25 protein-coding genes and 1 tRNA gene are annotated in these 23,024 nt (G+C 44.7%); 22 read left to right on the top strand and 4 right to left on the bottom strand.

Going from position 1 to position 23,024, the window contains the following annotated elements:
- The first annotated feature begins 134 nt into the window (after positions 1-134).
- Positions 135-527, top strand: a complete 393-nt coding sequence (locus tag METHO_RS07880; RefSeq protein WP_015325010.1) for a hypothetical protein — start codon at positions 135-137, stop codon at positions 525-527.
- Between the two features lie 65 nt (positions 528-592).
- Here the strand turns inward: METHO_RS07880 and METHO_RS07875 are convergent, their stop codons facing one another.
- Entirely contained in the window at positions 593-1,831 is a 1,239-nt protein-coding gene (locus METHO_RS07875; RefSeq protein WP_015325009.1) for an ArsB/NhaD family transporter, read from the bottom strand.
- Between the two features lie 262 nt (positions 1,832-2,093).
- A complete protein-coding gene (locus tag METHO_RS07870) occupies positions 2,094-2,543 on the bottom strand; it encodes a pyridoxamine 5'-phosphate oxidase family protein (protein WP_015325008.1) in 450 nt (149 codons plus the stop codon).
- Between the two features lie 89 nt (positions 2,544-2,632).
- On the opposite strand from METHO_RS07870, the gene METHO_RS07865 reads away from it, so the two are divergent.
- Positions 2,633-2,863 carry a YgaP family membrane protein gene (locus METHO_RS07865; protein WP_015325007.1) on the top strand — a complete coding sequence of 77 codons (231 nt, stop codon included), beginning with the start codon at positions 2,633-2,635 and terminating at the stop codon, positions 2,861-2,863.
- On the opposite strand, the gene METHO_RS07860 is transcribed toward METHO_RS07865, so the two are convergent.
- Positions 2,860-4,173, bottom strand: a complete 1,314-nt coding sequence (locus METHO_RS07860) for an MFS transporter (RefSeq protein ID WP_015325006.1) — start codon at positions 4,171-4,173, stop codon at positions 2,860-2,862. The two genes, METHO_RS07865 and METHO_RS07860, sit on opposite strands and share 4 nt — an antisense overlap.
- 88 nt (positions 4,174-4,261) lie before the next feature.
- Here METHO_RS07860 and alaXM point away from each other — a divergent pair, with 88 nt between their 5' ends.
- From alaXM to METHO_RS07775, 17 genes are all read left to right on the top strand, one after another.
- On the top strand, positions 4,262-4,966 hold the full coding sequence (alaXM, locus tag METHO_RS07855) for an alanyl-tRNA editing protein AlaXM (protein ID WP_015325005.1): 705 nt from the start codon (positions 4,262-4,264) through the stop codon (positions 4,964-4,966).
- A gap of 214 nt (positions 4,967-5,180) precedes the next feature.
- Positions 5,181-6,752 carry a phosphoglycerate dehydrogenase gene (gene serA, locus METHO_RS07850; protein WP_048831110.1) on the top strand — a complete coding sequence of 524 codons (1,572 nt, stop codon included), beginning with the start codon at positions 5,181-5,183 and terminating at the stop codon, positions 6,750-6,752.
- 57 nt (positions 6,753-6,809) lie between these two features.
- Positions 6,810-7,289: a hypothetical protein gene (locus METHO_RS07845; RefSeq protein WP_015325003.1), complete on the top strand. Its 480-nt coding sequence runs from the start codon at positions 6,810-6,812 to the stop codon at positions 7,287-7,289.
- Positions 7,289-7,756 carry a DUF2240 family protein gene (locus tag METHO_RS07840; protein ID WP_015325002.1) on the top strand — a complete coding sequence of 156 codons (468 nt, stop codon included), beginning with the start codon at positions 7,289-7,291 and terminating at the stop codon, positions 7,754-7,756. The genes METHO_RS07845 and METHO_RS07840 overlap by 1 nt, the downstream gene beginning before the upstream one ends.
- A gap of 143 nt (positions 7,757-7,899) precedes the next feature.
- Positions 7,900-8,280: a 50S ribosomal protein L18e gene (locus METHO_RS07835; RefSeq protein WP_015325001.1), complete on the top strand. Its 381-nt coding sequence runs from the start codon at positions 7,900-7,902 to the stop codon at positions 8,278-8,280.
- Positions 8,281-8,292: 12 nt separating this feature from the next.
- Entirely contained in the window at positions 8,293-8,712 is a 420-nt protein-coding gene (locus tag METHO_RS07830) for a 50S ribosomal protein L13 (RefSeq protein ID WP_015325000.1), read from the top strand.
- 11 nt (positions 8,713-8,723) lie between these two features.
- Entirely contained in the window at positions 8,724-9,128 is a 405-nt protein-coding gene (locus METHO_RS07825; protein WP_015324999.1) for a 30S ribosomal protein S9, read from the top strand.
- Positions 9,129-9,139: 11 nt separating this feature from the next.
- Positions 9,140-9,328 carry a DNA-directed RNA polymerase subunit N gene (locus tag METHO_RS07820; protein ID WP_015324998.1) on the top strand — a complete coding sequence of 63 codons (189 nt, stop codon included), beginning with the start codon at positions 9,140-9,142 and terminating at the stop codon, positions 9,326-9,328.
- Positions 9,329-9,426: transfer RNA gene (locus tag METHO_RS07815), tRNA-Pro, on the top strand.
- Positions 9,427-9,628: 202 nt separating this feature from the next.
- Positions 9,629-9,817, top strand: a complete 189-nt coding sequence (locus METHO_RS07810; RefSeq protein WP_015324997.1) for a DNA-directed RNA polymerase subunit K — start codon at positions 9,629-9,631, stop codon at positions 9,815-9,817.
- A 15-nt stretch (positions 9,818-9,832) separates the two neighbouring features.
- On the top strand, positions 9,833-10,504 hold the full coding sequence (rpsB, locus tag METHO_RS07805) for a 30S ribosomal protein S2 (protein WP_015324996.1): 672 nt from the start codon (positions 9,833-9,835) through the stop codon (positions 10,502-10,504).
- Positions 10,505-10,574: 70 nt separating this feature from the next.
- Positions 10,575-11,375 carry an MEMO1 family protein gene (locus METHO_RS07800; RefSeq protein ID WP_015324995.1) on the top strand — a complete coding sequence of 267 codons (801 nt, stop codon included), beginning with the start codon at positions 10,575-10,577 and terminating at the stop codon, positions 11,373-11,375.
- Between the two features lie 10 nt (positions 11,376-11,385).
- On the top strand, positions 11,386-12,300 hold the full coding sequence (locus tag METHO_RS07795) for a mevalonate kinase (protein WP_015324994.1): 915 nt from the start codon (positions 11,386-11,388) through the stop codon (positions 12,298-12,300).
- Between the two features lies 1 nt (position 12,301).
- Positions 12,302-13,093 (top strand): isopentenyl phosphate kinase, encoded by a 792-nt coding sequence (locus tag METHO_RS07790; protein WP_015324993.1) that lies wholly within the window; start codon positions 12,302-12,304, stop codon positions 13,091-13,093.
- 1 nt (position 13,094) lies between these two features.
- On the top strand, positions 13,095-14,198 hold the full coding sequence (gene fni, locus METHO_RS07785) for a type 2 isopentenyl-diphosphate Delta-isomerase (protein WP_048831109.1): 1,104 nt from the start codon (positions 13,095-13,097) through the stop codon (positions 14,196-14,198).
- 57 nt (positions 14,199-14,255) lie between these two features.
- Entirely contained in the window at positions 14,256-15,599 is a 1,344-nt protein-coding gene (locus tag METHO_RS07780; protein WP_015324991.1) for an RNase J family beta-CASP ribonuclease, read from the top strand.
- Between the two features lie 20 nt (positions 15,600-15,619).
- A complete protein-coding gene (locus METHO_RS07775; RefSeq protein WP_015324990.1) occupies positions 15,620-16,585 on the top strand; it encodes a polyprenyl synthetase family protein in 966 nt (321 codons plus the stop codon).
- Between the two features lie 144 nt (positions 16,586-16,729).
- On the opposite strand, the gene ppdK is transcribed toward METHO_RS07775, so the two are convergent.
- Complete coding sequence (gene ppdK / locus METHO_RS07770; protein ID WP_015324989.1) at positions 16,730-19,396, bottom strand: pyruvate, phosphate dikinase; 2,667 nt, start codon at positions 19,394-19,396, stop codon at positions 16,730-16,732.
- A 452-nt stretch (positions 19,397-19,848) separates the two neighbouring features.
- On the opposite strand from ppdK, the gene METHO_RS07765 reads away from it, so the two are divergent.
- The 3 genes from METHO_RS07765 to METHO_RS07755 are packed head-to-tail and all read left to right on the top strand — an operon-like array spanning position 19,849 to position 23,024.
- A complete protein-coding gene (locus METHO_RS07765) occupies positions 19,849-20,169 on the top strand; it encodes a hypothetical protein (RefSeq protein ID WP_015324988.1) in 321 nt (106 codons plus the stop codon).
- A 22-nt stretch (positions 20,170-20,191) separates the two neighbouring features.
- Positions 20,192-22,417: an AAA family ATPase gene (locus METHO_RS07760; RefSeq protein WP_015324987.1), complete on the top strand. Its 2,226-nt coding sequence runs from the start codon at positions 20,192-20,194 to the stop codon at positions 22,415-22,417.
- Positions 22,410-23,024 (top strand): DUF4255 domain-containing protein, encoded by a 615-nt coding sequence (locus METHO_RS07755; protein WP_015324986.1) that lies wholly within the window; start codon positions 22,410-22,412, stop codon positions 23,022-23,024. The genes METHO_RS07760 and METHO_RS07755 overlap by 8 nt, the downstream gene beginning before the upstream one ends.

Raw genomic sequence — 23,024 nt, 5'->3', positions numbered from 1 at the left:
AGGGCTTGAACATTTTTGTACATAAGAGTAACCTCCAGATTAACCTAGCTTTCAATATCTTCTGACATTGTTAATCAATAGTTACATTATATAATTATTCTTACTCTAAACATAATATATAAGGATAAATAACATTGAGATCATATGTTGACCAGAAGATCAAGGTAAGACAGGAAGATATAAAAATGCCAAGGGAACTCTCACAAAAGGATATAGATATATTGAAACAACTAGCTCCGGAATGTAAAGGTCTGGATTGTGCAGGTTCGGGTGCTCCTTACAGATCTCTACTTCCCCCTCTTGCCAACCATTTTGCCACAAATGAAAATGATTTCAGGGAAAGGCTGGAAAAACTCAGCACAGAAGACCTGCAATATTTGCTTTTACTTATCGAAAATGGTAGTGAGAGCCTTGGCTGTGTGCCTCCCGACTACATGCAGGTATTCGTGGATCTGGTAGTTAAAACGCTTGGAGAGGAAAAGGCAAGGGCTGTATTCAGAACTTATCTCATGGATCCGAGATGCTGATCTGTACCTCAGGAGCAATGGCATCGGATCTTTACAAGTAAGAGAGAACGGCAAATACAAGAAAGCTACAAGGACAAGAAAAACCAATAGACGCAGGTCTGGATAATTGTCAGCGGTACCCCTATCTTGAAGAATTCCATGAAAGTGAGTGTTACATTGCCTTTTTTCTCAGCATTATGGATGATGATCACATTGCTTGCTGCACCCAGGATAGAGAGATTGCCTGCAATGGTACTGCCTGCAGCAAGCGCCAGCAATCCTCCTGTATCCACTGAAGCATGGGACAGGATAGGTAAGTACAGAGCTACGAGCGGTACGTTAGAGATGAACTGGCTCAGGATGACACTTACGCTTAAGACCATGGAGATCGAAACGATACTTTGTTGCGTATCCGTCAGAAAACCCTGGAAAAATCCTGAGTTCCACACACTTTCCATGAGTATGAACATAGCCGCAAAAAAAACCAAGGTGTGCCAATCCATTCTTTTGACCAGTTCATATCTGCGGCTGCTCAGAACAAGCACCGGGATAGCAGCTATCAGAGCAATATACGTCAGTCTGAAGTCAAAGGGAATAGACAGCAATTGCACGAGGATCTTTGCACACACCAGCAATACGAACAAGACAAGCGAGAGTCGGGACAAGCTGGCGAGTTTAGGATCGCTTGTCTGAGGTTCTGAATGGTTCAGGACAGCTGCAGAAAAATGCTCCCTGAAAAAGAACTTGAGCACAAGGTATGCAGCTATTAGGTTAACTGTGGTCGGCAGCAGTAGGTATCGTGCAAAGACCACAAAAGGGTCTTTTATACCGCCGTTCATTGCTATGAGAAGATTCTGGGGATTGCCTATCGGGCTTGCAACACTGCCTGTAGTTACAGCAAAAGCCAGTGCAAGCAGGAGCACCTTTGGATCGATCTGATGTTGCCTTGCAAGCAAGAGCACTACAGGAGTACCGATTATTGCCAAAGTATCGTTCATGAGGAAAGCTGATGCGAAACCCATGCCAAAAAGCACGTACAGGATGATGGCATCCATGTTCTTTGCATTTTTAAAGAAATTATAGGAAACAAGGGAGAGATAACCACTGGTTTCCAGGGCTTGTCCAATGGCGAACACGCCAAAAAGGAATAACATTATATCCGGATTGATAGCTTCTATAGCCTCCGGGATGGAGATCTGGCCGGTGAGCAATACAGCAAGGGCCCCAAGGCCCATTATCTGCCACAGATCAAGCCTTATGTTGCCTATCTGTCGGATGATCGTTAAAAGAAATACAAGGCAAAGGACGACAACTGGCAGTATCATTGCATCAATAGAATATGTGGTAATAAATATAATTATTGGTGGTTTCAATATAACCGATCGGGCATAACATGGCTGACCAGCAGCCCTTAAGTTGCATCTGCTTTTTGTATTACTATGATCCCCGGATAACCATCCACTGTTATAATATCCCCAGTATTGATGATAATCTTGCGCGTAAATTCCAGGGCTATTCTGCCTCTTAGACCGTTAAGGGCCTTATGGCCTTCATCGATCTATTTTTGGAGCAACAGCAAAGGATACATCACATATCAAGCTCCACCACATTCTGAAAATCCCTTACTATGATGTACTTTTCCACATCCATGCACATGAGTGCTGATGAATCTGAACTGAAGAAGCCCCGCAGATATGGATGCTTACGCAGGTATATGTCTCCGAGGCGAGAATAGTTCTCACGGTCTGCCTCTCTTACCCTGCCCGTGGCGTTGATGGCCACTGCATCTCTGAAATCAATAAAACTGTTCGACCTGTTGTCAATAAGCAAAGAAGCCCTGTTATCGGAGATCAGATACAGATATTTACGTGTGGACCTTGTGGTCACAAAGAGCAACCTTTTCAGATCTTCGGTGGCTGCAAAGGCCACAAGGTTCGTATAAGGATATTCCGGAGCTTTTGTGGCAAGTACAGCAAGAAGTTCTGCGGCCATAATGGAACCGATCAGGTCCTCTATCTCTTTTTCATGCTCATGCATACATTTCTTCCTCCATTTATTCGTGTATTTGAGATACATTGCATATTTTAATATTGGAGCACTGGACAATAATAGAACGGAGGGATCGTATGAAACTCAAAGATACGCTGACCCGGGAGAACGTGGGCGGATATGATCTGCTGTTAAGAGCATTGCTGGGCTCGATAGCAATTGTTATACTTGCCATGGATCTGGTGGAACCTGGATTATGGAAATGGATTACAGCTCTCGTTGCATTCACAGGCTTGTTCACCGGCATGACAAGACACTGCACACCTTATGTGCTTATGGGGTTCAGCACAGCTGAGAAAAAGAACTAGACCGGGCGTTCATCATCGATCTTCCTGTGTCCTTTCTTTTTAAAAGGGTCCATCTTAAAGGACAGCAGGAAAACGCCAAATATCATAGCGCCTGCTATAAGGAAGGTACCTGCATCAAGGAATGAGAACATAAAGCCTCCTGCTATAAGCCCTATGATGCTGGCAAGACCGATGAAACTGGTAGATACACCCTGTACAGCTCCTTGATATTCCTTTTTAGCTGTTTTGGAAAGTATGGACATCAGTGAAGGCCACATAAATCCGTTTCCCACTGCAAAGAAAATCAATGCACAGTATGTGATAAGATCAGTACCGAAAAAAAGCAGCAAGAAATTGATGCATAGCACGAAGCTGCCAAAAGTAAGGAGTGCAGCATCTGAATATCTTTTACTGGCCCATGAGAGTACAGGACCTTCAACAACAACAAGCAGCAGACTGAGCGCAGAAAAATACAGGCCAAGGGTAGCTGCATTCCATGTGAGGTTGTTTGCGGCATGTACTGGAAAGGCAGTATAGAAAATATTGTAGCCGAGGAATATTAGGAAATATATAAGTAAAAGGCTGAAAATGCCTTGCATCCTTATCACTTCCAGAAAACTGAGTTTATTTGTGCTGTTCGAAGTTCCGGCCTGCATCTCCATGTGTTGCGTTTCATCAACCTGGACCCGAGGGTCATGCAAACCACGTGTCTCGGGCTCCGGCACAAGAAAAGATATCATCAATATTCCTGCAAACGATATCAGGACTGCAGCAATCACGGGCAGGATCTCACCGTACACTGTAACGCTCAGTATGCCTGCAAGCGCCGGTCCGAATATGAAGCCCAGGTTAGTTGAAACCGAAAGCTTACCATATACACTGCTCCTGTCCTTATCCTCAGTGATGTCAGCAAGATAGGCGTTGGCAACGGATACATTCCCGCCTGTCAGGCCGTCAAAGGCTCTGGCTATAAAAATAAGCGTCAGAGGCAAGGTGAGGACAAAACTTCCCAGTACGCCTGATCTCACATCGATGATCCTGGTGATCGGGATAAGCATAGCCGTCAGAAAAATGACCCAGGAAATAAAGGTGCCTATCTGGCTCAGGAACAGTACCTTTTTCCGGCCGTATATATCTGACCATCTTCCGAGCAATGGTCCGCCAATTAGCTGAAAGACAGGGTACATTGAAGCTGCAAGACCATAGATGATAGCATTGCCTCCGAACCGTTCCACAAGGAATATCAGAAAGGGAAGAACAAGGCTCAGACCCAGGGTGCCTATGAAGTTCACAGCAAGCATGGGATATATTGAGATCCTTGATTCCAGCATCGCTGCATATATGGAATGTATTGATATTAGAAATTTTGCTGATGGTGCATAAGAAACAGATTTATGTTATACCTCATCATTCATAGGCATGGAAGAACTGTATTTTGACGACTGTTATCTCAAAGAGTTCGATGCCGTAGTTGAAAATGTGGTCGATGAAAGGTATATAGTACTGGACAGGACCGCTTTCTACCCTGAAGCCGGAGGACAGCCCCATGATATTGGCTTTCTGTACTGTGCCGGTAAAGAATATCCGGTTACAGGCGTGAGGAAAGCAGATGGAAAGGTATATCATGAAATCGGGAAAGCCGGACTAAACGATGGAGATGTGGTAAGGGGGGTTATCGACTGGGATAGGAGATATCTGCTTATGCGTTACCACACTGCATGTCATATCCTGAGTTCCATCATACATAGCGAGACGGGTGCTAAGATAAGCGGTAATCAGTTGTCAGAGGACAAGACACGTGTGGATTTCTCCCTGGAGGAGTTCGACAGGGAACAACTCAAGGCCTATGAGGTAAAGGTCAACGATGTGATAGACAGGAATATTCCTGTCACCATTGAAACAATGGATCGTGAGGAAGCCTTCGGGATACCTTCGGTAGTAAAACTTAAAGATGCTTTTCCCCCGGAAGTCCTTAACATACGAGTGATCACCATCCCGGGAGTGGACAGGCAGGCTTGTGGGGGAACACATGTTGCCAGCACCGGAGAAATACCTCATATAGAGATATTCAAGGCCGAAAACAAAGGCAAGAACAACAGAAGGGTGTATTTACGTTTCAGATAATAATGATCCGGGCACCAGCGTGCAGATATGGCCGGATATGGCTCTCCTATAAGGAAGATATATGTATGTACAATATCTTTTCTGGTGTATTGCTGTAATAACAACTACTAAATATACTTGCATGGTAATTACAGTTGGACTTAACATACTGCGAACAGGTGGAAATTGGCTTAAATCGCCACGACCATATCATCCATTTACAGGAGACATAAAGATGAAGATATTAGTCAGTGATCCGTTATCTGAGGAAGGCTTGGCAATGCTCCAGAAACATTTTGATGTAGATGTTATCACGGGGTTGTCCGAGAGCGAGCTGTCAGCTAAGATAGTCAACTATGATGCTCTTGTCATCCGTAGTGGAACACAGGTAACAAGAAAGGTTATCGAATCTACCAGTAATCTCAAGATCATAGGCAGAGCGGGGGTAGGCATTGACAACGTGGATGTCGAAGCTGCTACTGAAAAAGGTATCATCGTCACTAATGCACCTGAAGGTAATATGCTTTCCGCTGCAGAGCACACTATTGCCATGATGATGTCCTTGGCAAGGAACATACCTCAGGCAAACGCTTCAATGAAAGCCGGGAAATGGGAACGTAAGAATTTCATGGGCGTGGAGGTCAATGGTAAGGTGCTGGGGGTTATCGGTCTGGGACGCATTGGGACAGAAGTTGCTAGAAGGGCACAGGGCCTCAATATGACCATAATGGGATACGATCCCTACATATCAAAAGAGAAAGCACAGGAGCTTGGAATAAAGCTTGCCACAGTAAAGGAGATCGCAGAAAATGCCGACTTCATTACAGTGCATACACCACTTACAAAAGAGACCCGGAATATCCTCGATACTGAAGAGTTCAATGTGATGAAGAAAACAGCGAGGGTCATCAATTGTGCCCGTGGAGGCATCATCAGTGAAGAGGCCCTTGCTGAGGCGCTCAAGAGTGGAAGGATCACAGGAGCAGCGCTTGATGTATTCATCAATGAACCTCCAAAGGACAGCCCTCTGCTTGAGTGTGACAATCTTATCATGACTCCTCACCTGGGAGCATCCACCGAGGAAGCTCAGGTAAATGTAGCCATAACGATCGCAGAAGAAGTTACTTCAGTACTGAATGGTGGAACGGCAAAGAACGCGATCAATATACCTTCTGTAAAACCGGAAGTGATGCGGGTTCTTGCACCTTATATCAATCTTGCAGAGACCATGGCGGATGTCTGCGCTCAATTGCTTGGCACCAGCTATGAGAGAGTTGAGATATCATATTACGGAGAGATTGCTGAGAAGGACATCAGGCCAGTTACAGTTGCTGCGTTGAAGGGCATGCTGCAGAATGCCCTGGGTTCCAGTGTGAACTATGTGAATGCTCCTGCACTTGCAAAATCAAGGAAGATCGAAGTGATAGAGAGTAAATCCGAAACTTCCGGAGAAAGACCCTCTGAAATCCAGATAAAATTAAACAATAATGGTGAATCTGTATCTGTTACAGGAACCATGATAGGGGACGAAGCCCGGATCACTGGAATTGACGGAGAACGTGTGGATATAATCCCATCCGGTTATATGATAGTTGCAAAGCACATCAACAGACCCAATGTGATAGGGCCTTGCTGCATGGTGCTTGGAAAGAACAACATCAACATATCGGGAATGCAAGTCGGCAGAGCAGCTATCGGGGGGGTCACTATCATGACCCTTAACGTAGACTCTGAAGTATCTCCTGCCATTCTGGAGGAAATGCGTGGTGTTGATGGGATACTGACAGCAAAACTTGTCAAGCTCTGAAAGCCATAGGTGTTTCAAACAAAATATTGGTAATATGGCCTATTCCAGGTCCGAAGCATGAGAAAGCGCATATATCACAAGTTCCCGCATAGGGAGGTCGAGTTCGAACAGAAGTACCGATACCACTCGGATCTTCCCTATCTTGTAAAAGTGATGGCTAATATGGACGGGAAGTTCGGGATGTTCGTCACTGAATCTGTAGTGCAGAGAGGGCACCGGATACAGGCAAAAAGGGAGATCAGTATCGAGATCGTGAGTAATGGAGTGGATTTTGAAAATCTCAATTACAAGAATGTAGATCAGATGATCGACACGATCGAAAAAGAGGGGATTATAGATTTCAAGGTGGTCCTCAACTACAGTTACCTGGATGGGAAATACAACCGTGTACCTTTTAGAGGGGATACTTATCTTGTGCGTGCTCTGCTTGAGAATGAAGTGCTCGTACTGCAGATACACAGGATAGAAGGGCCCGGTAGGACAGAAGCCGGGAGGGTTGCAGACACCATTATAGAAGAAATCAGGCGCGGTTCATAATGGACGAATTCTTGTGCGTTGTATCAGCACCTTTCAAACAGCATGCTACGGATCGCATTTCTATAAGGGATTTTGAGTTCGCCCTTTCTTTTGGCCTGAAATGGATGTCGCCCGAAAATGCGTCAAAGGTGAGGGATACTGCTCTTGCCCTGCGCTTATTGGAAGCAGATGAGAATAAGCTGGTTCCTACATTCGATATAGGAAAAGTGGAGATTCCTCGTGGTTTTCGCCCATCGGAGAAAATATTCCATGAGAGGCCCCTGATAGAACAGATCATGGCGATGATAGCTGCCTGTTCAGGTATGGATAATCGGAATGTGGCTGCTCTTATAAGCAGAAAACAGGAAACCCTGGGGGATATGGTGGATATCGAGATCGCAGCACTTGTAGTTGCGAGGGAAATAGGGTGTGACATAAGCAGGATCTATCCAAAAGTGCTGGCTGACATGTTCCCAAACATGGAGTGAGCCACAAAATCTTTATGTACTAGTAATAGTATTCATGAGTCAGATGTCCTTATGGACATGAAATACCCTGAAGGACACTCATGGATGTTTGAACGCAGCCTACCTGCGTGAGTAAGGTCCGGATGATCTTGCGGAGGGACATTATGGGAAACAAGACACAAAGAAAAGTTACAAGAAAAACAAACCCCAGAATACCTGAACTTATATCCACTCTTAAGGAAGAGTCAAGGAACAATGATGTTCTGATCTGGAGAGATATTGCAAAGAGACTGGAGAAACCAAGCCGCAGGTATGCTCAGGTCAATCTCAGTAAAATCAACAGATACGCTAAGGAAGGAGAGGTCGTCCTTATACCCGGTAAAGTACTGGGTGCTGGTGAGCTTAAGACATCAGTAACGATAGCAGCTCTTGATTTCAGTGGCACTGCTATTGACAAGATTAATGAGGTCGGTGGCAAATATCTGACGATTGAACAGATCCTTGAAGAGAACCCCCGCGGATCAAAGATAAGGATACTGCAGTAAGAGGTGTTGAAGATGACAATAATCGATGCCAATGGGCTTATTCTGGGAAGGCTTGCAAGTGATGTGGCAAAGCGGCTGCTTGCAGGAGATAAAATAGATATAGTTAATGCTGAAAAGGCAGTGATCTCCGGTTCCAAGCTCGATACTATAGCAGAGTACAGGAACAAGATCTCTATAGGTTCTACCGAATTTGGTCCTCATTTCCCAAAGAGGCCGGAACGTATTCTTAAAAGGACAGTAAGGGGAATGTTGCCTTACAGGAGATCAAGAGGACGCGATGCAATGGCTCGTCTTAAAGTGCATGTAGGAGTCCCGCTCGATCTAAAGGACAAGGAAATGATACAGGTTGCCGAAGCAAGTATGAAGAGGCTCAGTTCTAACAAATACATGAGACTTGGGGACGTGAGCACAAAGATGGGCGGCAAGTTCTAAGGAGGATCATCATGTCAAACAAAGTAGTCAATTCATCAGGTAAGAACAAGACCGCAATTGCCCGTGCAACTATCAAAAAAGGAGCAGGCAGAACTCGCATAAACAAGAAACCCGTTGAGATATATGAACCTGAATTCGCAAAGATGAAGATCTATGAATCCCTTATGCTTGCAGGCGAAGTTGCAGAGGGACTGGACATCGATGTGAAAGTAAGCGGCGGAGGCATTGTTGGACAGGCCAATGCCATAAGGACGGCTATCTCAAGAGGTATAGTGGAATGGGCCAATGATACCAATCTTCGTGATGCGTATATGGCATATGACCGTAACCTTCTTGTTAACGATTCCAGGCAGAAAGAAACCAAGAAGTTTGGTGGACCTGGTGCACGTGCTAAGTATCAGAAATCATACAGGTAAGGCATATATAGATGATACCAGTCCGTTGTTTCAGTTGTGGTAAAGTTATCGCAAGCAGCTGGGATGAATACAAAAGGAGAACCAAAGATGGCGAAGATCCTGCCCAGGTCATGGACGACCTGGGTATCACACGTTACTGCTGCCGTCGCATACTCCTGTCCCATGTGGAGCTTGTAGATACACTGGCACCATATCAGTAAGGGACCGTAGGGTAGCCTGGACCATCCTTCGGCGTTCGGGACGTACTTTGTAGTACGCGAATCACGCCGGAACCTGAGTTCAAATCTCAGCGGTCCCATTCCCTTACTCTTACTGTAATTAATATAGACTGGCCTGCAAGAATAGATGTGTGACCACATTCGGAGGGATTCCGGATAAAACTATCTCAGGTATGGAAAGAACACTCACGGATGTAAGCTTTACTTATGCAGCTTTTAGTTGACAATACCTGATATTATATCCTTATGATCACGTTCTATCATATTCCTTAAGGTGATTTTTTGAGCACAGAACATTATACTAGATATGAGCGAGCAAGGATTATCGGTGCCAGATCCCTGCAGATCTCTATGGGCGCACCCGTCCTGATCGATGATCCCGGTACTCAATCTCTGTATATAGCAAAGAAAGAACTAGAGCTTGGGGTTATCCCAATTACTGTTAAAAGGGACCATAAAAAGGTACTATAAATTCAAGGTGATCCAATGACCACAGAAGAAATACAGGTTACTGATAATGCAGATATACAAGTGGATACTGATGATAAACTATCAGACGTCAGTGCAGATGCAGAGAAATCTACTTCACTTGTTCCTATAGATGAGTATCTGGCAGCTGGTGTACATATTGGTACCCAGCAGAAGACAGAGAACATGATGAAGTTCGTATACAGGGTAAGGACTGACGGACTTTATGTATTGGACATCCAGTCAACTGATGAAAGGATAAAACTGGTGGCAAACTTCCTGTCCAAATATGAACCATCCAGGATGCTTGTGGTTTCTGCAAGACAATATGGTCAGTTCCCGGCAATGAAGTTCGCAAAAGCTGTAGGGGCCAGGTCAATGGTTGGCCGCTTCATTCCAGGCACACTTACAAATCCGACAGTCGAAGCATTCTTTGAGCCCGATGTGATCATAGTCACAGACCCTGCAGGAGATGCACAGGTAATTAAAGAAGCTGTGAACATTGGGATCCCTGTTGTAGCACTTTGTGATACGAACAACATGACTTCCAATGTGGACATGGTCATACCGACCAACAACAAAGGAAGAAAAGCCCTCTCCCTCGTCTACTGGTTGCTTGCAAGAGAGATCGCAAAGGCCAATGGCACATACTTCAATTACGAGTTCGAGGATTTCGAAGCTGGTATTTGAAAGGCTTTGCTTTGGAAGCATACTACATATACAATGTACCCCTTATAATATTTACACGGGGTGACGTAGTATGAGACAGGCTACAGTTGCCGGGAAATTCTACCCGGCTAATCCAGAAGCTTTGAGGAAAGAGTTAGATAATTGCTTCAGCGGCACCACAATCGATCCAAGGTCCGGTATAAAGGGTGTTGTGGTACCCCATGCCGGTTACATATACTCTGGAAGGGTCGCAGCTCGCTCCTATGCGGTACTGCCAGAGGCAGATACTTATGTGATCTTCGGCCCAAATCATACGGGCTATGGATCACCGGTAGCTCTTTCAACAGAAACATGGTCTACCCCTCTGGGAAAAGTAGAGACGGACCATGAACTGGCGGAAAAGCTTGCAGGCAGTATTATCTGCCAAGATGAGGTTGCACATCGTTTCGAGCATTCGATCGAGGTGCAAATACCTTTCCTACAGTATCGTTTTAAGCATGATTTCAGGATACTGCCTGTATGCATAGGAATGCAGGATGAGGAAATAGCCCTTGAGGTCGGCATGGAAATTGCCAGGGCTATCACAGCTATTGGCAGAAAGGCTGTTATAATCGCATCAAGTGACTTCACTCATTACCAGCCTGCACATGTGGCAGAGAGCAATGACAGGTACCTGATAAAAGCTATTTTGGACATGAACGTGGATGATCTCTATAACAGGCTGTACGCCAGGGATATATCGGCATGCGGTTATGGACCCATTGCAGCAACCATTACTGCTGCCAGGAAACTTGGAGCAAGCAAAGCAGAACTTCTTAAGTATGCAACAAGTGGAGAAGTGACAGGTGACGATTCCGGCGTAGTGGGATACGCCTCCTTAATATTTGAATGAGTCGAATACGATGCAAAAGATAACATGTTCTGCTCCCGGAAAAATATATCTGTTCGGTGAACATGCGGTAGTTTACGGGGAAAGCGCAATATGCTGTGCTGTAGACTTGCGTACTCAGGTACAAGCCTGTCTAAGCGATACCGTCCAGATCAGTTCGGTGCTGGGTGATACCGGAATCGACCATGACAGGTACCCGTACGTTTCATCTGTGGTAGAGAAGATGTCAGAGATCACAGACATCAAAGGTATAAAGCTGTGCATCAAGTCCGATATACCTGTTGGCTCAGGCCTGGGTTCATCCGCGGCAGTGACAATTGCCACTATACAAGCTTTGAACCTGTTGTTTGAATGTGGATTGGGAGCAGAAGATATTGCAACCCTGGGACACAGCATAGAGAAAAAGATACAGGGTGTGGCCAGTTCAACTGATACGTATGTCAGCACTATGGGCGGAGTTGTGATGGTACCTCTGAAAAAGAAGCTTCATATTATTGATTGTGGTATTGTTATTGGTAATACCGGAAAATTTTCTTCCACACGGCAGCTGGTATCTAATGTGGCACAGCTTAAGAAAAATTATCCTAAGATAATCGATCCCATACTTTCCACTATAGGCAGGATCTCGCTTACCGGAGAGAAAATGGTCGCCAAAAAGGAATATGAGTCCATAGGGGTGCTCATGAACATTAACCAGGGACTTCTTGATGCTATCGGTGTAAGCAGTCCGGAGCTTGCAGATCTTATATATGCTGCCCGCAATGCCGGCGCATACAGCGCAAAGATAACGGGTGCAGGAGGAGGAGGATGCATGGTAGCACTAACTCCACTTTCTGAGGCGGAACAGGTGGCTTCGGCAATAACAAGGGTCGGAGGAAAGGCCATTATAACCAAAGTAACTGAACACGGAGTAAGAGTGGAGCATTGATATGGTTTCATCGGAAAGTCTAACCATACTTAAGATCGGCGGGAGTGTCATCACTGACAAAAGAGCTGACGATGGAGTGGTCAGGGTAAATGAGATACGTAGAATAGCTCAGGAAATATCCGGCTTCAAAGGAAAGCTCATGATAGTGCATGGAGCAGGTTCTTTTGGTCATCCTCAGGCAAAAAAGTTCTCTCTTAATGAAGAGTTCAATGCCACTGGTTCTATTATAACCCATCTTTCGGTAAAAGAGCTCTGCAGTATGGTAGTCGATATACTCAATGCTAATGGCATATGCGCTGTGGGAGTTCATCCGATGTGTTGTATGCTTGCAGATAACGGAAGAATTCAGACCATGTTCCTTGACCAGATACATTGTATGCTGGAAAAGGACATCGTTCCGGTCTTGCACGGAGATGTGGTAATGGACCATAGTCTTGGAACATCCGTGATCTCCGGGGACCAGATCGTTCCATATCTTGCAAAACGTCTGAAAGCAAGTCTCTTGGGTATAGGAAGTGCAACTGCAGGGGTTCTTGACGACAATGGTTCAACTATCCCTATAATCACGCCCACGAACTTCGAGAACGTAAAAGAATATATAAAAGGCTCAGAGAACACGGATGTCACAGGAGGTATGCTGGGGAAAGTTCAGGAAATGCTTGATCTTAGTGCCAGTACCCATCTCACTTCATATATCTTCGATGCCGGACAACCCGGCAATATCGAACATTTCCTTAAAGGCGAGAAAATAGGCACAGCTATAACACATGAACAATATGAATGCAGGTCTTAATATGAGCACGTCCCAGAGAAAGATAGAGCACCTCAATCTATGTTCTTCAAGTCCGGTAGAGTCCAGGACAAAAGGTACAGGTCTGGAAGATGTAATGCTGGTGCACAGAGCTCTTCCGGAATTCGATGTAGAGGACGTAGATCTTCATGCAGATTTTCTTGGAAAGAGAATGGATGCTCCTTTTTTTATAGCATCTATAACAGGAGGACATCCTGACACAAAACCTATTAATGCTGCTCTTGCACAGGCCGCAGAAGAAATGGGCATCGGCATAGGTGTAGGCAGCCAGAGAGCCGCTATCGAGGACCCGGCCCAGGAAAGTTCTTTTTCCATAATGAGGGATGTGGCGCCTGATGCCTTTATATATGGCAATATAGGAGCTGCCCAGATCAAAGAATATGGTCTCGAAGGGATAGAACGTCTTGTAGAAATGATCGATGCGGATGCAATGGCAATACACCTTAATTTTTTACAGGAAGCCATACAGCCGGAAGGAGATGCCGGTGCAAAAGGTGCCCTGGAAGCCATCAGAGAGATATGCTCTCTGGATCTGCCTATCATTGTGAAGGAAACAGGTGCAGGGATATCTCATGAGGATGCTTTGCTGCTAAAGAAAGCTGGTGTTTCTGCCATTGATGTAGGCGGAGTCGGTGGCACAAGCTGGTCCGGAGTAGAAGTATACAGGGCACGGGACAGAAAAGACGTCATGTCGGAAATGCTGGGAGAACTGTTCTGGGATTTTGGTATCCCCACAGCAGCAAGTGTTGTGGAATGCAATGTATCGCTGCCGGTGATAGCCACCGGTGGGATAAGGACAGGTATGGATATTGCCAAATCAATAGCCATTGGTGCCAGTGTCGCCAGTGCGGCCCTTCCTTTTGTTGCTCCGGCACTGGAGAGTAAAGAGATGGTGCTTAAGAGGTTGAAGCTTATGATGAACGAGCTTAAAGTAGCAATGTTCCTCTGCGGATGCCAAGACATGCACAGGCTGCATATAACACCCACAGTTATCACCGGGTGGACAAGGGAATACCTTGAATTGCGTGGATTTAATGTAAAAGAATTCGCTCTACGTTCTAACCGTAGCGAATTACAGATCGTATAAAGATCGTTTGTAAGGAACAATATAGTAACAATATATTTTAGAATTTGAGGAATTAATATGACAGAAATCGGAATAATAGCAGTTGGCGGTTATAATGAAATGGGCCGCAACATGACTGCTATAAGAGTTGATGAGGATATAATCATCCTTGATATGGGTCTGCGGCTGGACAGAGTGCAGATACATGAAGATGTAGAAATAGATAAAATGCACTCCCTTGAGCTTATAAATATGGGAGCCATACCCGATGACACAATAATGAAAGATGTAAACGGGAATGTGCGGGCTATTGTATGCACACATGGTCATCTTGACCATATCGGTGCTATCCCCAAGCTGGCGCATCGCTATAGTGCACCTATCATAAGTACACCATACACAACAGCACTTATAAAACATCAGATAGACTCGGAACGCAAATTCGGTGTGAAGAACAATCTCATCTCCATGAAGGCAGGAGAGACCTATGAAATAACAAAAGATGTCTCTGTAGAGTTCATCAATACCCAGCATAGCATAATAGATACGGTGTTCGCGGTCATCCACACTCCTAAAGGTGCTATTATGTACGCCTGTGATTTCAAACTGGACAGGACACCTACTTTAGGAGAAGCTCCGGATTTCAACAGGCTCAAATCCCTCGGAGAAGAGGGGGTCATTGCACTTATTACCGAAAGTACAAATTCCGGACGTTCCGGTAAAGCACCTTCCGAGCAGATTGCACATGACCTGGTAAAGGACGTGCTGCTGGGTACCGAGGAGTCTGATGTGGGAATGATAATTACTACTTTTGCTTCTCACATATCCCGTTTGAATTCCATTATCTCCTTCGCTAAAGAAATGGGACGTATACCCATATTGCTTGGCAGGTCCATGGACAGGTACATGAGCACAGCAAAAGAACTGGGATACGTTGACCTTCCGGGGAATGTAGAAATATACGGTCAGCGCCGTGAAGTAGAAAAGGCTCTGGAAAAGGTGATGAGAGGAGGCAAAAACAAATACCTGCCTATTGTTACCGGGCATCAGGGAGAACCCGGTTCCATATTGATACGTATAGCAAACGGTGATCTGCCTTACATTATAGAACCCGGGGATAAGATCGTTTTTTCCGCTAATGTGATACCCAATCCTCTCACTCGGGCTAACCGCTATGCTCTGGAAACAAAGCTCAGAATGAAAGGTGCACGGATATATGATAATGTACATGTGTCAGGACACGCCTACAGAGAAGATCACTGGGAACTGCTGAGGATGGTCAAACCTGAACATGTCATACCTGCTCATGGAACCATTGAAATGCATGCCGCATACATAGAGATGGCAGAAGATGCAGGCTATGTACTGGGAGATACGCTCCATCTGTTAAGGAACGGAGAGGAACTATACATAGAAGAGTAATCTAGCAGTGACGAGATATCATGAACCTGATTGACGAGATCAAAAAACGGAGTGTGCATGTGGATGAGGGCATTCGGGAAATGCTCCCTATTAAACACCCCGAAGAACTATATAAAGCTGCACGATACCTGCCTGATGCAGGCGGAAAAAGGCTCAGGCCTGCAGCAGTAATACTGACCGCAGAAGCTGTGGGGTCTGATCTTCAGACCGTCCTGCCTGCTGCTGTTGCTGTAGAACTGGTACATAATTTCACTCTGATGCATGATGATATCATGGACAGGGACGATGTACGCAGGGGAATGCCTGCAGCACATGTGAAATGGGGAGAACCCGGAGCTATCCTTGCAGGAGATACATTATACTCCAGAGCCTTTGAGATAATAACCCGCATGGATAACGATCCTGCACGCATAGTAAAGTGCATCTATATCCTGGCAAGGACCTGCACAGAGATATGTGAAGGTCAGTGGCTGGATGTGGAATTCGAGCATAAGGACATGGTCTCTGAAAAAGAGTACATCCAAATGGTGGAGAAGAAAACTGCTGTGCTTTATGGAGCTGCATGTAAGATAGGTGCATTGCTTGGTGGCTCTTCCCTTGAAGTAGCGGACCAGATGTACGAGTTTGGCCGCATGATAGGTATTGCTTTCCAGATATATGATGATGTGCTGGATATAGTGACCCCTGAAGAAACGCTGGGCAAAGTGAGGGGAAGCGATATAATGGAAGGAAAAAAGACCCTCATAGCCATTCACGCCCTCAACTCCGGCGTGCAATTGGAAATATTCGGCAAGGGCAAGGCTTCAAGGGGACAACTGGAAGATGCTATCAGACAGCTTGAAGAATCTGGTTCTATCGAATATGCGCGCAATGTGGCTCTTGCACACATCCGTGAAGGTAAAGCGAAACTGGATGTACTGGGTGATTCAGAAGCAAAAGAGATACTCCTTGCAATAGCAGATTATATGATAGAGCGATCTTATTGAATTGGGTCCTATTTATGATCCGATCCCATTAATCATGATATTTTAAAAATCAGATCGCTATCATATGTTATTGTACTGAAGCCCAGATAATAAAAAACAGTTAATAAAAATCATGTGCAGGGCCTGGAAAAACCCTGTCTTACCTCATTTTTTGTTCATTTCTTCTTCCTGAATTGCTGCATGTGCAGCTGCCATTCTGGCCACAGGCACACGGAATGGTGAACAACTGACGTAATTAAGGCCCACCTTATGCCCGAAGATAACAGAACTGGGCTCTCCTCCGTGTTCACCGCAAATGCCTATTTTCAGATCACTTTTGGTGGAGCGGCCTTTGTCAATTCCTATTTTTATAAGTTCACCCACACCGCTCTGGTCAAGCACGGCAAAAGGGTCGTGTTCCAGTATGGACTTTTCTATGTAAGCGGGCAGGAACTTGGCTGCATCATCTCTGCTGAAACCAAAGGTAGTCTGAGTAAGGTCATTTGTACCAAATGAGAAGAAATCCGCCTCAAGGGCTATCTTGTCAGCTGTAAGGGCAGCCCTTGGAAGTTCTATCATGGTACCGATTTTGTAATTTATTTTCACATCTTTGTCTGCCATAACAGCACTTGCTACCTTTACAACCTGCTGCTTGACTATCTGCAGTTCTTTAACATGGGATATGAGGGGAATCATTATCTCTGGCACTATAGTCATGCCTTCTTTGGTAAGCTCACAGGCCGCCTCAATAATAGCCTGCACCTGCATCTCATATATTTCAGGATAGACAACTCCAAGCCTGCAACCCCTGAAACCTAGCATAGGGTTGATCTCTTTCAGGAACTCTATCCTTTCCATAACTTTCTTTACCTTATTGATCTCAGATTCAGGAGCATCTTTGCTCTCAAGCTCCATTAATTTTTCCAGAGCTTCCTCATGGTTAGGCAGGAACTCGTGAAGCGGAGGATCAAGCAAACGGATGGTTACCGGATATCCTTCCATGGCATGGAATATGCCTGCAAAATCCTCTCTCTGCATCGGGAGAAGCTTTACAAGAGCACTCCTTCTTGCCGCTTCTGTTTCGGCCATGATCATTTCCCTTACTACGGGAATACGCTCTTCACCGAAGAACATGTGCTCTGTACGACACAATCCAATGCCTTCTGCACCAAATTCCCTGGCAACACTGGCATCATAAGGAGTATCGGCATTCGTTCTCACACCAAGGGTTCTCACTTCGTCCGCCCACTTGAGCACGGTCTTAAGTTCCCCGCTAACTTCAGGAGTGATCAGGGGGACCTTGCCCACTATAACGTGACCTGTTGAACCGTCTATGGATATATAATCGCCTTCATGGATCGAGCAGGATCCTGCAGAGAATACACCTTTCTTTATATCTATGGATATTTCGCCACATCCGGCAACACAGGGTTTCCCCATGCCTCTTGCCACTACTGCAGCGTGTGATGTCATTCCGCCGCGCACTGTGAGAATCCCCTCGGCAGCGTTCATACCGCCTATATCTTCGGGAGATGTCTCCGTACGTACGAGGATCACCTTTGCACCGGACTCTGCCATTTGTTCAGCATGCTCCGCAGTGAACACAACTTTACCCACTGCAGCTCCCGGAGAAGCGGGAAGTCCTGTAGCCACGACCTGCAGAGTTGCCTGTGGATCGATCATCGGATGCAGCAACTTGTCAATCTGGTTAGGCTCTATCCTCAAAATAGCGGTCTTCTTATCGATAAGACCTTCAGCGACCATGTCTGCAGCGATCTTTATGGCAGCAGCAGCAGTACGCTTTCCATTCCTGGTCTGTAACATGTACAGTGTGCCCTGCTCTATGGTAAACTCAATGTCCTGCATATCGCGGAAATGATTTTCCAGTTTTATATAGATCTCTTCAAGCTGTTTGAAGGCAATTGGCATTGCTTCCTTCAGAGTGGAGATCGGTCTGGGTGTCCTTATACCTGCTACGACATCCTCGCCCTGGGCATTGATGAGATATTCGCCATAAAAACGTTTATGCCCCGTTGCAGGGTCTCTTGTAAAAGCAACACCCGTGCCGGATGTCTCTCCCATGTTTCCATAAACCATGGACTGTACATTGACCGCTGTACCCCATTCCATGGGAATATTATTGAGCTTGCGGTATGTTATTGCACGCTGATTGTTCCAGGACTGGAAAACAGCATCAATGGACATGAGAAGCTGTGTACGTGCATCCTGAGGGAATTGTTTCCCGGTTTCATGTTCTATTATAAGTTTAAATTGTTCCACAAGTTCCTTGAGAGCGTTAACCCCGAGCTCATTATCCAGTTTGACACCTAAAGCGTGCTTTTTTTCACTCAAAGCATGTTCAAACTTGTCATGTTCGATCCCCAGAACAACGTCCCCGAACATTGTAAGAAAACGCCTGTAACTGTCATAAGCGAACCTTGGATTCTCAGTATTTTTGGCAAGACCCAGTACAGAAGCGTCATTCAGTCCAAGGTTAAGGACCGTATCCATCATCCCAGGCATGGAAACCCTCGCGCCGGAACGTACCGAAACCAGCAATGGGTTCTCGTTGTCACCAAATTTTTTCCCGACTACCTCTTCAAGCTTTACGATAGCAGCATCCACCTGTTCCAGCAGTCCTTTTGGATAGTCCTTATCTTTGAGGTACTGCACACAGACTTCAGTCGTGATGGTAAAACCAGGTGGTACCGGAATTCCAAGGTTGGCCATTTCTGCCAGGTTTGCACCTTTACCACCCAGCAGTTCTTTCATACTGTTTTTTCCTTCTGTCTTATTACCGCCGAAAAAGTACACGAATTTATTGTCTGCCACCAACTTTCCTCCCTGGGGTCTGACAAATCAGACATAGATTAATTGGTTATATTATAGGAATGCAGCACAATTGTTGTATTAATATTTATTAAGGTTGTGGTCATCAGCAAAAAATAATGGCCCTCTTCAGCATGTGTGCTTCTTATCTTTCAAGTTGTTTAGCCGATCGTATGTATTTTTTTTCTTGATATCTCTTTTCGAACTTAGAAAAAGAAAATTTGATATATTTTTTAAAAAAGATAATATTATAACTTATTCAAAATAAAATTATATATGCCAGTAGGTAAAAGTCAAATACAAGAAAAATGTTTAAATAGTATGCCACACCAAATTTACAATTAGTACAGTGGGATTGAATATTAGTACAATAATACAAGGGGCGAGCGATTGGGCGATGATACACCCTTTTATTAAGTGCTAGCTTTATATTTTTGAAAAATCGGGGTGCTTAGATGATCCTGTGTGAGTGTGGGAAGTTCATAGAGACTGATATATTCAAAGATTATATGAAAACATCCTTTAATCCATCTACAAGGGTAGTTGGTCACAGGAACTGTGGTCTAATGTTCAATTTTGCAGATGGGAAAGGGCCAAAGAAATATTCTTCCAGAAAAGAACTGAGAGTTCTTGCATGCAAATTTGCACAGAAAAATCTGCCCGTTGAAAATACTGCACAGTTCCTGCTTGCAGTAGAGAGGTTCAAGTCACAGGGAAGATTACGGGATGTGGAAATTTTGATGAATGCATATCATGAAGTTTTGAAAAATGCGTGAAACAGAATAAAGGTACATTATCATGATACCTTATACTGACAATCTGGAACATCTGCTGGATGAGCTTTCAAGGATCGACCAGGTTATTATGACCTATCTTGAAACAGTACGTGCCGATAATTCAGAACCTATTGAATTTATGGGTCTCTATATCTCAGAGGGTGAAATACAAAATCTTCAAAAATTACCGGTTTTTCAGGGCAGTTTTAAAGCGTTGCCAGATGAAAAAAGAAAAGAACTGGAAGCAATTCGCAAAAATATTAACTCTAAAATGGCCGCAAGCCTGAAGCAAGGTACTCAACTACGATTTCATACGCTTGTTGAAATGTTCGGCCTGGATACATTCGAAACCGACGTTCTTTTGATCGGGCTTGCTCCGGAATTGGATCTGAAATATGAAAAAATATATTCCTACCTTCAAAATGATGTGACCCGCAAACGTCCCGGGATCGATCTGGTCATGAATCTGCTCTGCCCGACGATGGAAGCAAAATTAAGATCCAGAACCTATTTTTCTCTATCTTCATCGCTGCTTAAAAACAAGCTGATCCATCTTACAGGAGATGGACAGAATGGACAGTTACCCCTTATATCCAGCTTCATCAAAGTTGATGAGAGAATAATCGGTTTTTTACTGGGGTCTGACCAGCCTGACAGGAAAGTTCGGGAACTTTCACACTTAGTTAACCCTGAGAGTTCTTTTGATGATCTGATCCTTCCTGCTGACCTCAAAGGCAGGCTGAAGGACATGATAATATGGCATATTCAGAATAGTTCTCCCTTGAAGTTCCTGTTCTCTGGAGTTAATGGCAGTGGAAAAACGAGTGCAGCAAAAGCAGCCTGCAGGATAGCAGGAATGGATATGCTTGTAGTTGATACAAAATCCCTGTTTAAAGACACCTCTTCTCAGGCTTCAGAAACAGCCGCTCTCATACTACGAGAAGCACTCCTGCAAAATTCGGCATTGTATCTCGAGAATTTTGATGCGTTGTTAGAAGATCAGGGGGCTTTGACTTTCAGGGAATCGGAAACTCAGATAAGATCTCTGATCCAGGTCTTAATGGCTTTCCCTAATTGGTTATTCATAGCCGGAACGAAACCTTTGGAGCGCAGTGAGGGATTGAAAGAAGAGCTCATGAACAATGGGTTTATACATTTTTCCTTTCCTTTGCCTTCATATCCGCTGCGTAAACAATTATGGGAGAATGCTTTGGAAGGTTACAACGTAGCCTTCAATGTGGATACGAACATTCTTGCAAGCAAGTTCCAGCTAACGGGTGGTCGAATAAAGGATGCGGTCCTCACAGCACATACTTTCGCAAAGTTGAAGGACCCTTCCAATCCTGTCTTATCGATGGAAGACCTTTACGAGGGCTGTAGGCTCCAGTCCAATCAAAAAATAAGTTCTCTTGCCATAAAGATCGATCCACATTATACCTGGAAAGATATAGTTCTCCCCAAGGATACAAAATCGCAGTTAAAAGAAGTCTGTGGTTTTATCAGGTACAGAGGAAAAGTATACTCTGACTGGGGCTTCGAAAAGAAACTATCCCTGGGAAAGGGATTGAATGTTCTTTTCTCCGGGCCATCCGGAACCGGAAAGACCATGGCTGCGGAGATCGTTGCAAATGTGGTGGATCTGGACATCTATAAAATCGATCTATCAAATGTGGTTAGTAAATATATTGGGGAGACTGAAAAAAACCTGGAAAAGATCTTCAATGAAGCTCAATCAAGCAATGCGATCCTCTTTTTTGATGAAGCGGATTCACTTTTTGGAAAGAGATCGGAAGTTAAGGATGCTCATGATCGGTATGCAAACATTGAAATTGCCTATCTGCTCCAGAAAATGGAGGAACATGTAGGAACGGTGATCCTTGCAAGTAATTTCCGAAAAAATATAGACGATGCATTCCTGCGCAGGCTGCATTTCACTATCGAATTCCCACTCCCCGATGACATGTCCAGGGAAATGATCTGGAAGGGCATGTTTCCGGCTGAAACTCCCCTTGGAGATGATGTGGACTTCTCTTTCCTATCAAAGTTCAGGTTCACTGGAGGAAACATTAAAAATATAGCACTTGCAGCAGCCTTTCTGGCTGCAGGGAGTTCAGGTATTGTGGGAATGGAACACCTGATAAAAGCTACAAAAAGGGAATTACAAAAGATTGGGAAGCTTTTTACTGAAGCTGATTTTGGAGAGTATTCCCGTTGGATCAAGCAATCCGGAGAAAAGGACAATGTCTGATTACAGAGCGATAGCAGATGTCGGAGAAACGTTGATAGAATTATTAAAGGATAATATGAAAGATCTGATACCGGCGGATTCTATAATATTGGCTTCTCCGGGAGAGATCGATGCCAAAGATAATGTTCGACTATCTCTCTTCTTATACCAGATACTTGAAAATGCCCATTTAAAGAACCAGGAGATGCAGTTGAGTGATCCCACAAAGGTTACGTTTCCGCCCCAAATCCTTGAATTATATTACATGCTGACATCTCATGTATCTTCCGGGGAACAAGATAAAACCGAAAAGGCGCTGGAAGAGCACAGGGTTTTGGGAAGAGCTCTGCAGGTCCTCCATGATAATTCTATCCTGGGCGGATCACTTTTGAAGGGAAACCTTGACAGAAGCGATGAATTGCATATAACGCTAACTTCCCTCAGTCTGGACGACCTTACTAAGATATGGACCACCTTTGCGGGCAGACCCTTCAAATCTTCAGTTTGCTACGTGGTAACTCCGGTGAGGATCGATTCAACTCGGAAGATGAGTGTTCAGAGAGTGATATCCAAAGAGATGGATTATATGCAAATGATGACGAAGAAAGAAAGTCAGCAAGAAGGATGA

The sequence above is a fragment of the Methanomethylovorans hollandica DSM 15978 genome, assembly GCF_000328665.1.
Taxonomy (GTDB): domain Archaea; phylum Halobacteriota; class Methanosarcinia; order Methanosarcinales; family Methanosarcinaceae; genus Methanomethylovorans; species Methanomethylovorans hollandica.
The sequence above is the reverse complement of the archived record's forward strand: the minus strand, read 5'-3'. Positions and strand labels throughout refer to the sequence as shown.

Excerpts from the sequence above, each read along its gene's own strand:
- METHO_RS07875 (WP_015325009.1), bottom strand. The coding sequence starts at position 1,831 with ATGATACTGCCAGTTGTCGTCCTTTGCCTTGTATTTCTTTTAACGATC.
- METHO_RS07870 (WP_015325008.1), bottom strand. The coding sequence starts at position 2,543 with ATGCATGAGCATGAAAAAGAGATAGAGGACCTGATCGGTTCCATTATG.
- METHO_RS07865 (WP_015325007.1), top strand. The coding sequence starts at position 2,633 with ATGAAACTCAAAGATACGCTGACCCGGGAGAACGTGGGCGGATATGAT.
- METHO_RS07860 (WP_015325006.1), bottom strand. The coding sequence starts at position 4,173 with ATGCTGGAATCAAGGATCTCAATATATCCCATGCTTGCTGTGAACTTC.
- alaXM (WP_015325005.1), top strand. The coding sequence starts at position 4,262 with ATGGAAGAACTGTATTTTGACGACTGTTATCTCAAAGAGTTCGATGCC.
- serA (WP_048831110.1), top strand. The coding sequence starts at position 5,181 with ATGAAGATATTAGTCAGTGATCCGTTATCTGAGGAAGGCTTGGCAATG.
- METHO_RS07845 (WP_015325003.1), top strand. The coding sequence starts at position 6,810 with ATGAGAAAGCGCATATATCACAAGTTCCCGCATAGGGAGGTCGAGTTC.
- METHO_RS07840 (WP_015325002.1), top strand. The coding sequence starts at position 7,289 with ATGGACGAATTCTTGTGCGTTGTATCAGCACCTTTCAAACAGCATGCT.
- METHO_RS07835 (WP_015325001.1), top strand. The coding sequence starts at position 7,900 with ATGGGAAACAAGACACAAAGAAAAGTTACAAGAAAAACAAACCCCAGA.
- METHO_RS07830 (WP_015325000.1), top strand. The coding sequence starts at position 8,293 with ATGACAATAATCGATGCCAATGGGCTTATTCTGGGAAGGCTTGCAAGT.
- METHO_RS07825 (WP_015324999.1), top strand. The coding sequence starts at position 8,724 with ATGTCAAACAAAGTAGTCAATTCATCAGGTAAGAACAAGACCGCAATT.
- METHO_RS07820 (WP_015324998.1), top strand. The coding sequence starts at position 9,140 with ATGATACCAGTCCGTTGTTTCAGTTGTGGTAAAGTTATCGCAAGCAGC.
- rpsB (WP_015324996.1), top strand. The coding sequence starts at position 9,833 with ATGACCACAGAAGAAATACAGGTTACTGATAATGCAGATATACAAGTG.
- METHO_RS07800 (WP_015324995.1), top strand. The coding sequence starts at position 10,575 with ATGAGACAGGCTACAGTTGCCGGGAAATTCTACCCGGCTAATCCAGAA.
- METHO_RS07795 (WP_015324994.1), top strand. The coding sequence starts at position 11,386 with ATGCAAAAGATAACATGTTCTGCTCCCGGAAAAATATATCTGTTCGGT.
- METHO_RS07790 (WP_015324993.1), top strand. The coding sequence starts at position 12,302 with ATGGTTTCATCGGAAAGTCTAACCATACTTAAGATCGGCGGGAGTGTC.
- fni (WP_048831109.1), top strand. The coding sequence starts at position 13,095 with ATGAGCACGTCCCAGAGAAAGATAGAGCACCTCAATCTATGTTCTTCA.
- METHO_RS07780 (WP_015324991.1), top strand. The coding sequence starts at position 14,256 with ATGACAGAAATCGGAATAATAGCAGTTGGCGGTTATAATGAAATGGGC.
- METHO_RS07775 (WP_015324990.1), top strand. The coding sequence starts at position 15,620 with ATGAACCTGATTGACGAGATCAAAAAACGGAGTGTGCATGTGGATGAG.
- METHO_RS07765 (WP_015324988.1), top strand. The coding sequence starts at position 19,849 with ATGATCCTGTGTGAGTGTGGGAAGTTCATAGAGACTGATATATTCAAA.
- METHO_RS07760 (WP_015324987.1), top strand. The coding sequence starts at position 20,192 with ATGATACCTTATACTGACAATCTGGAACATCTGCTGGATGAGCTTTCA.
- METHO_RS07755 (WP_015324986.1), top strand. The coding sequence starts at position 22,410 with ATGTCTGATTACAGAGCGATAGCAGATGTCGGAGAAACGTTGATAGAA.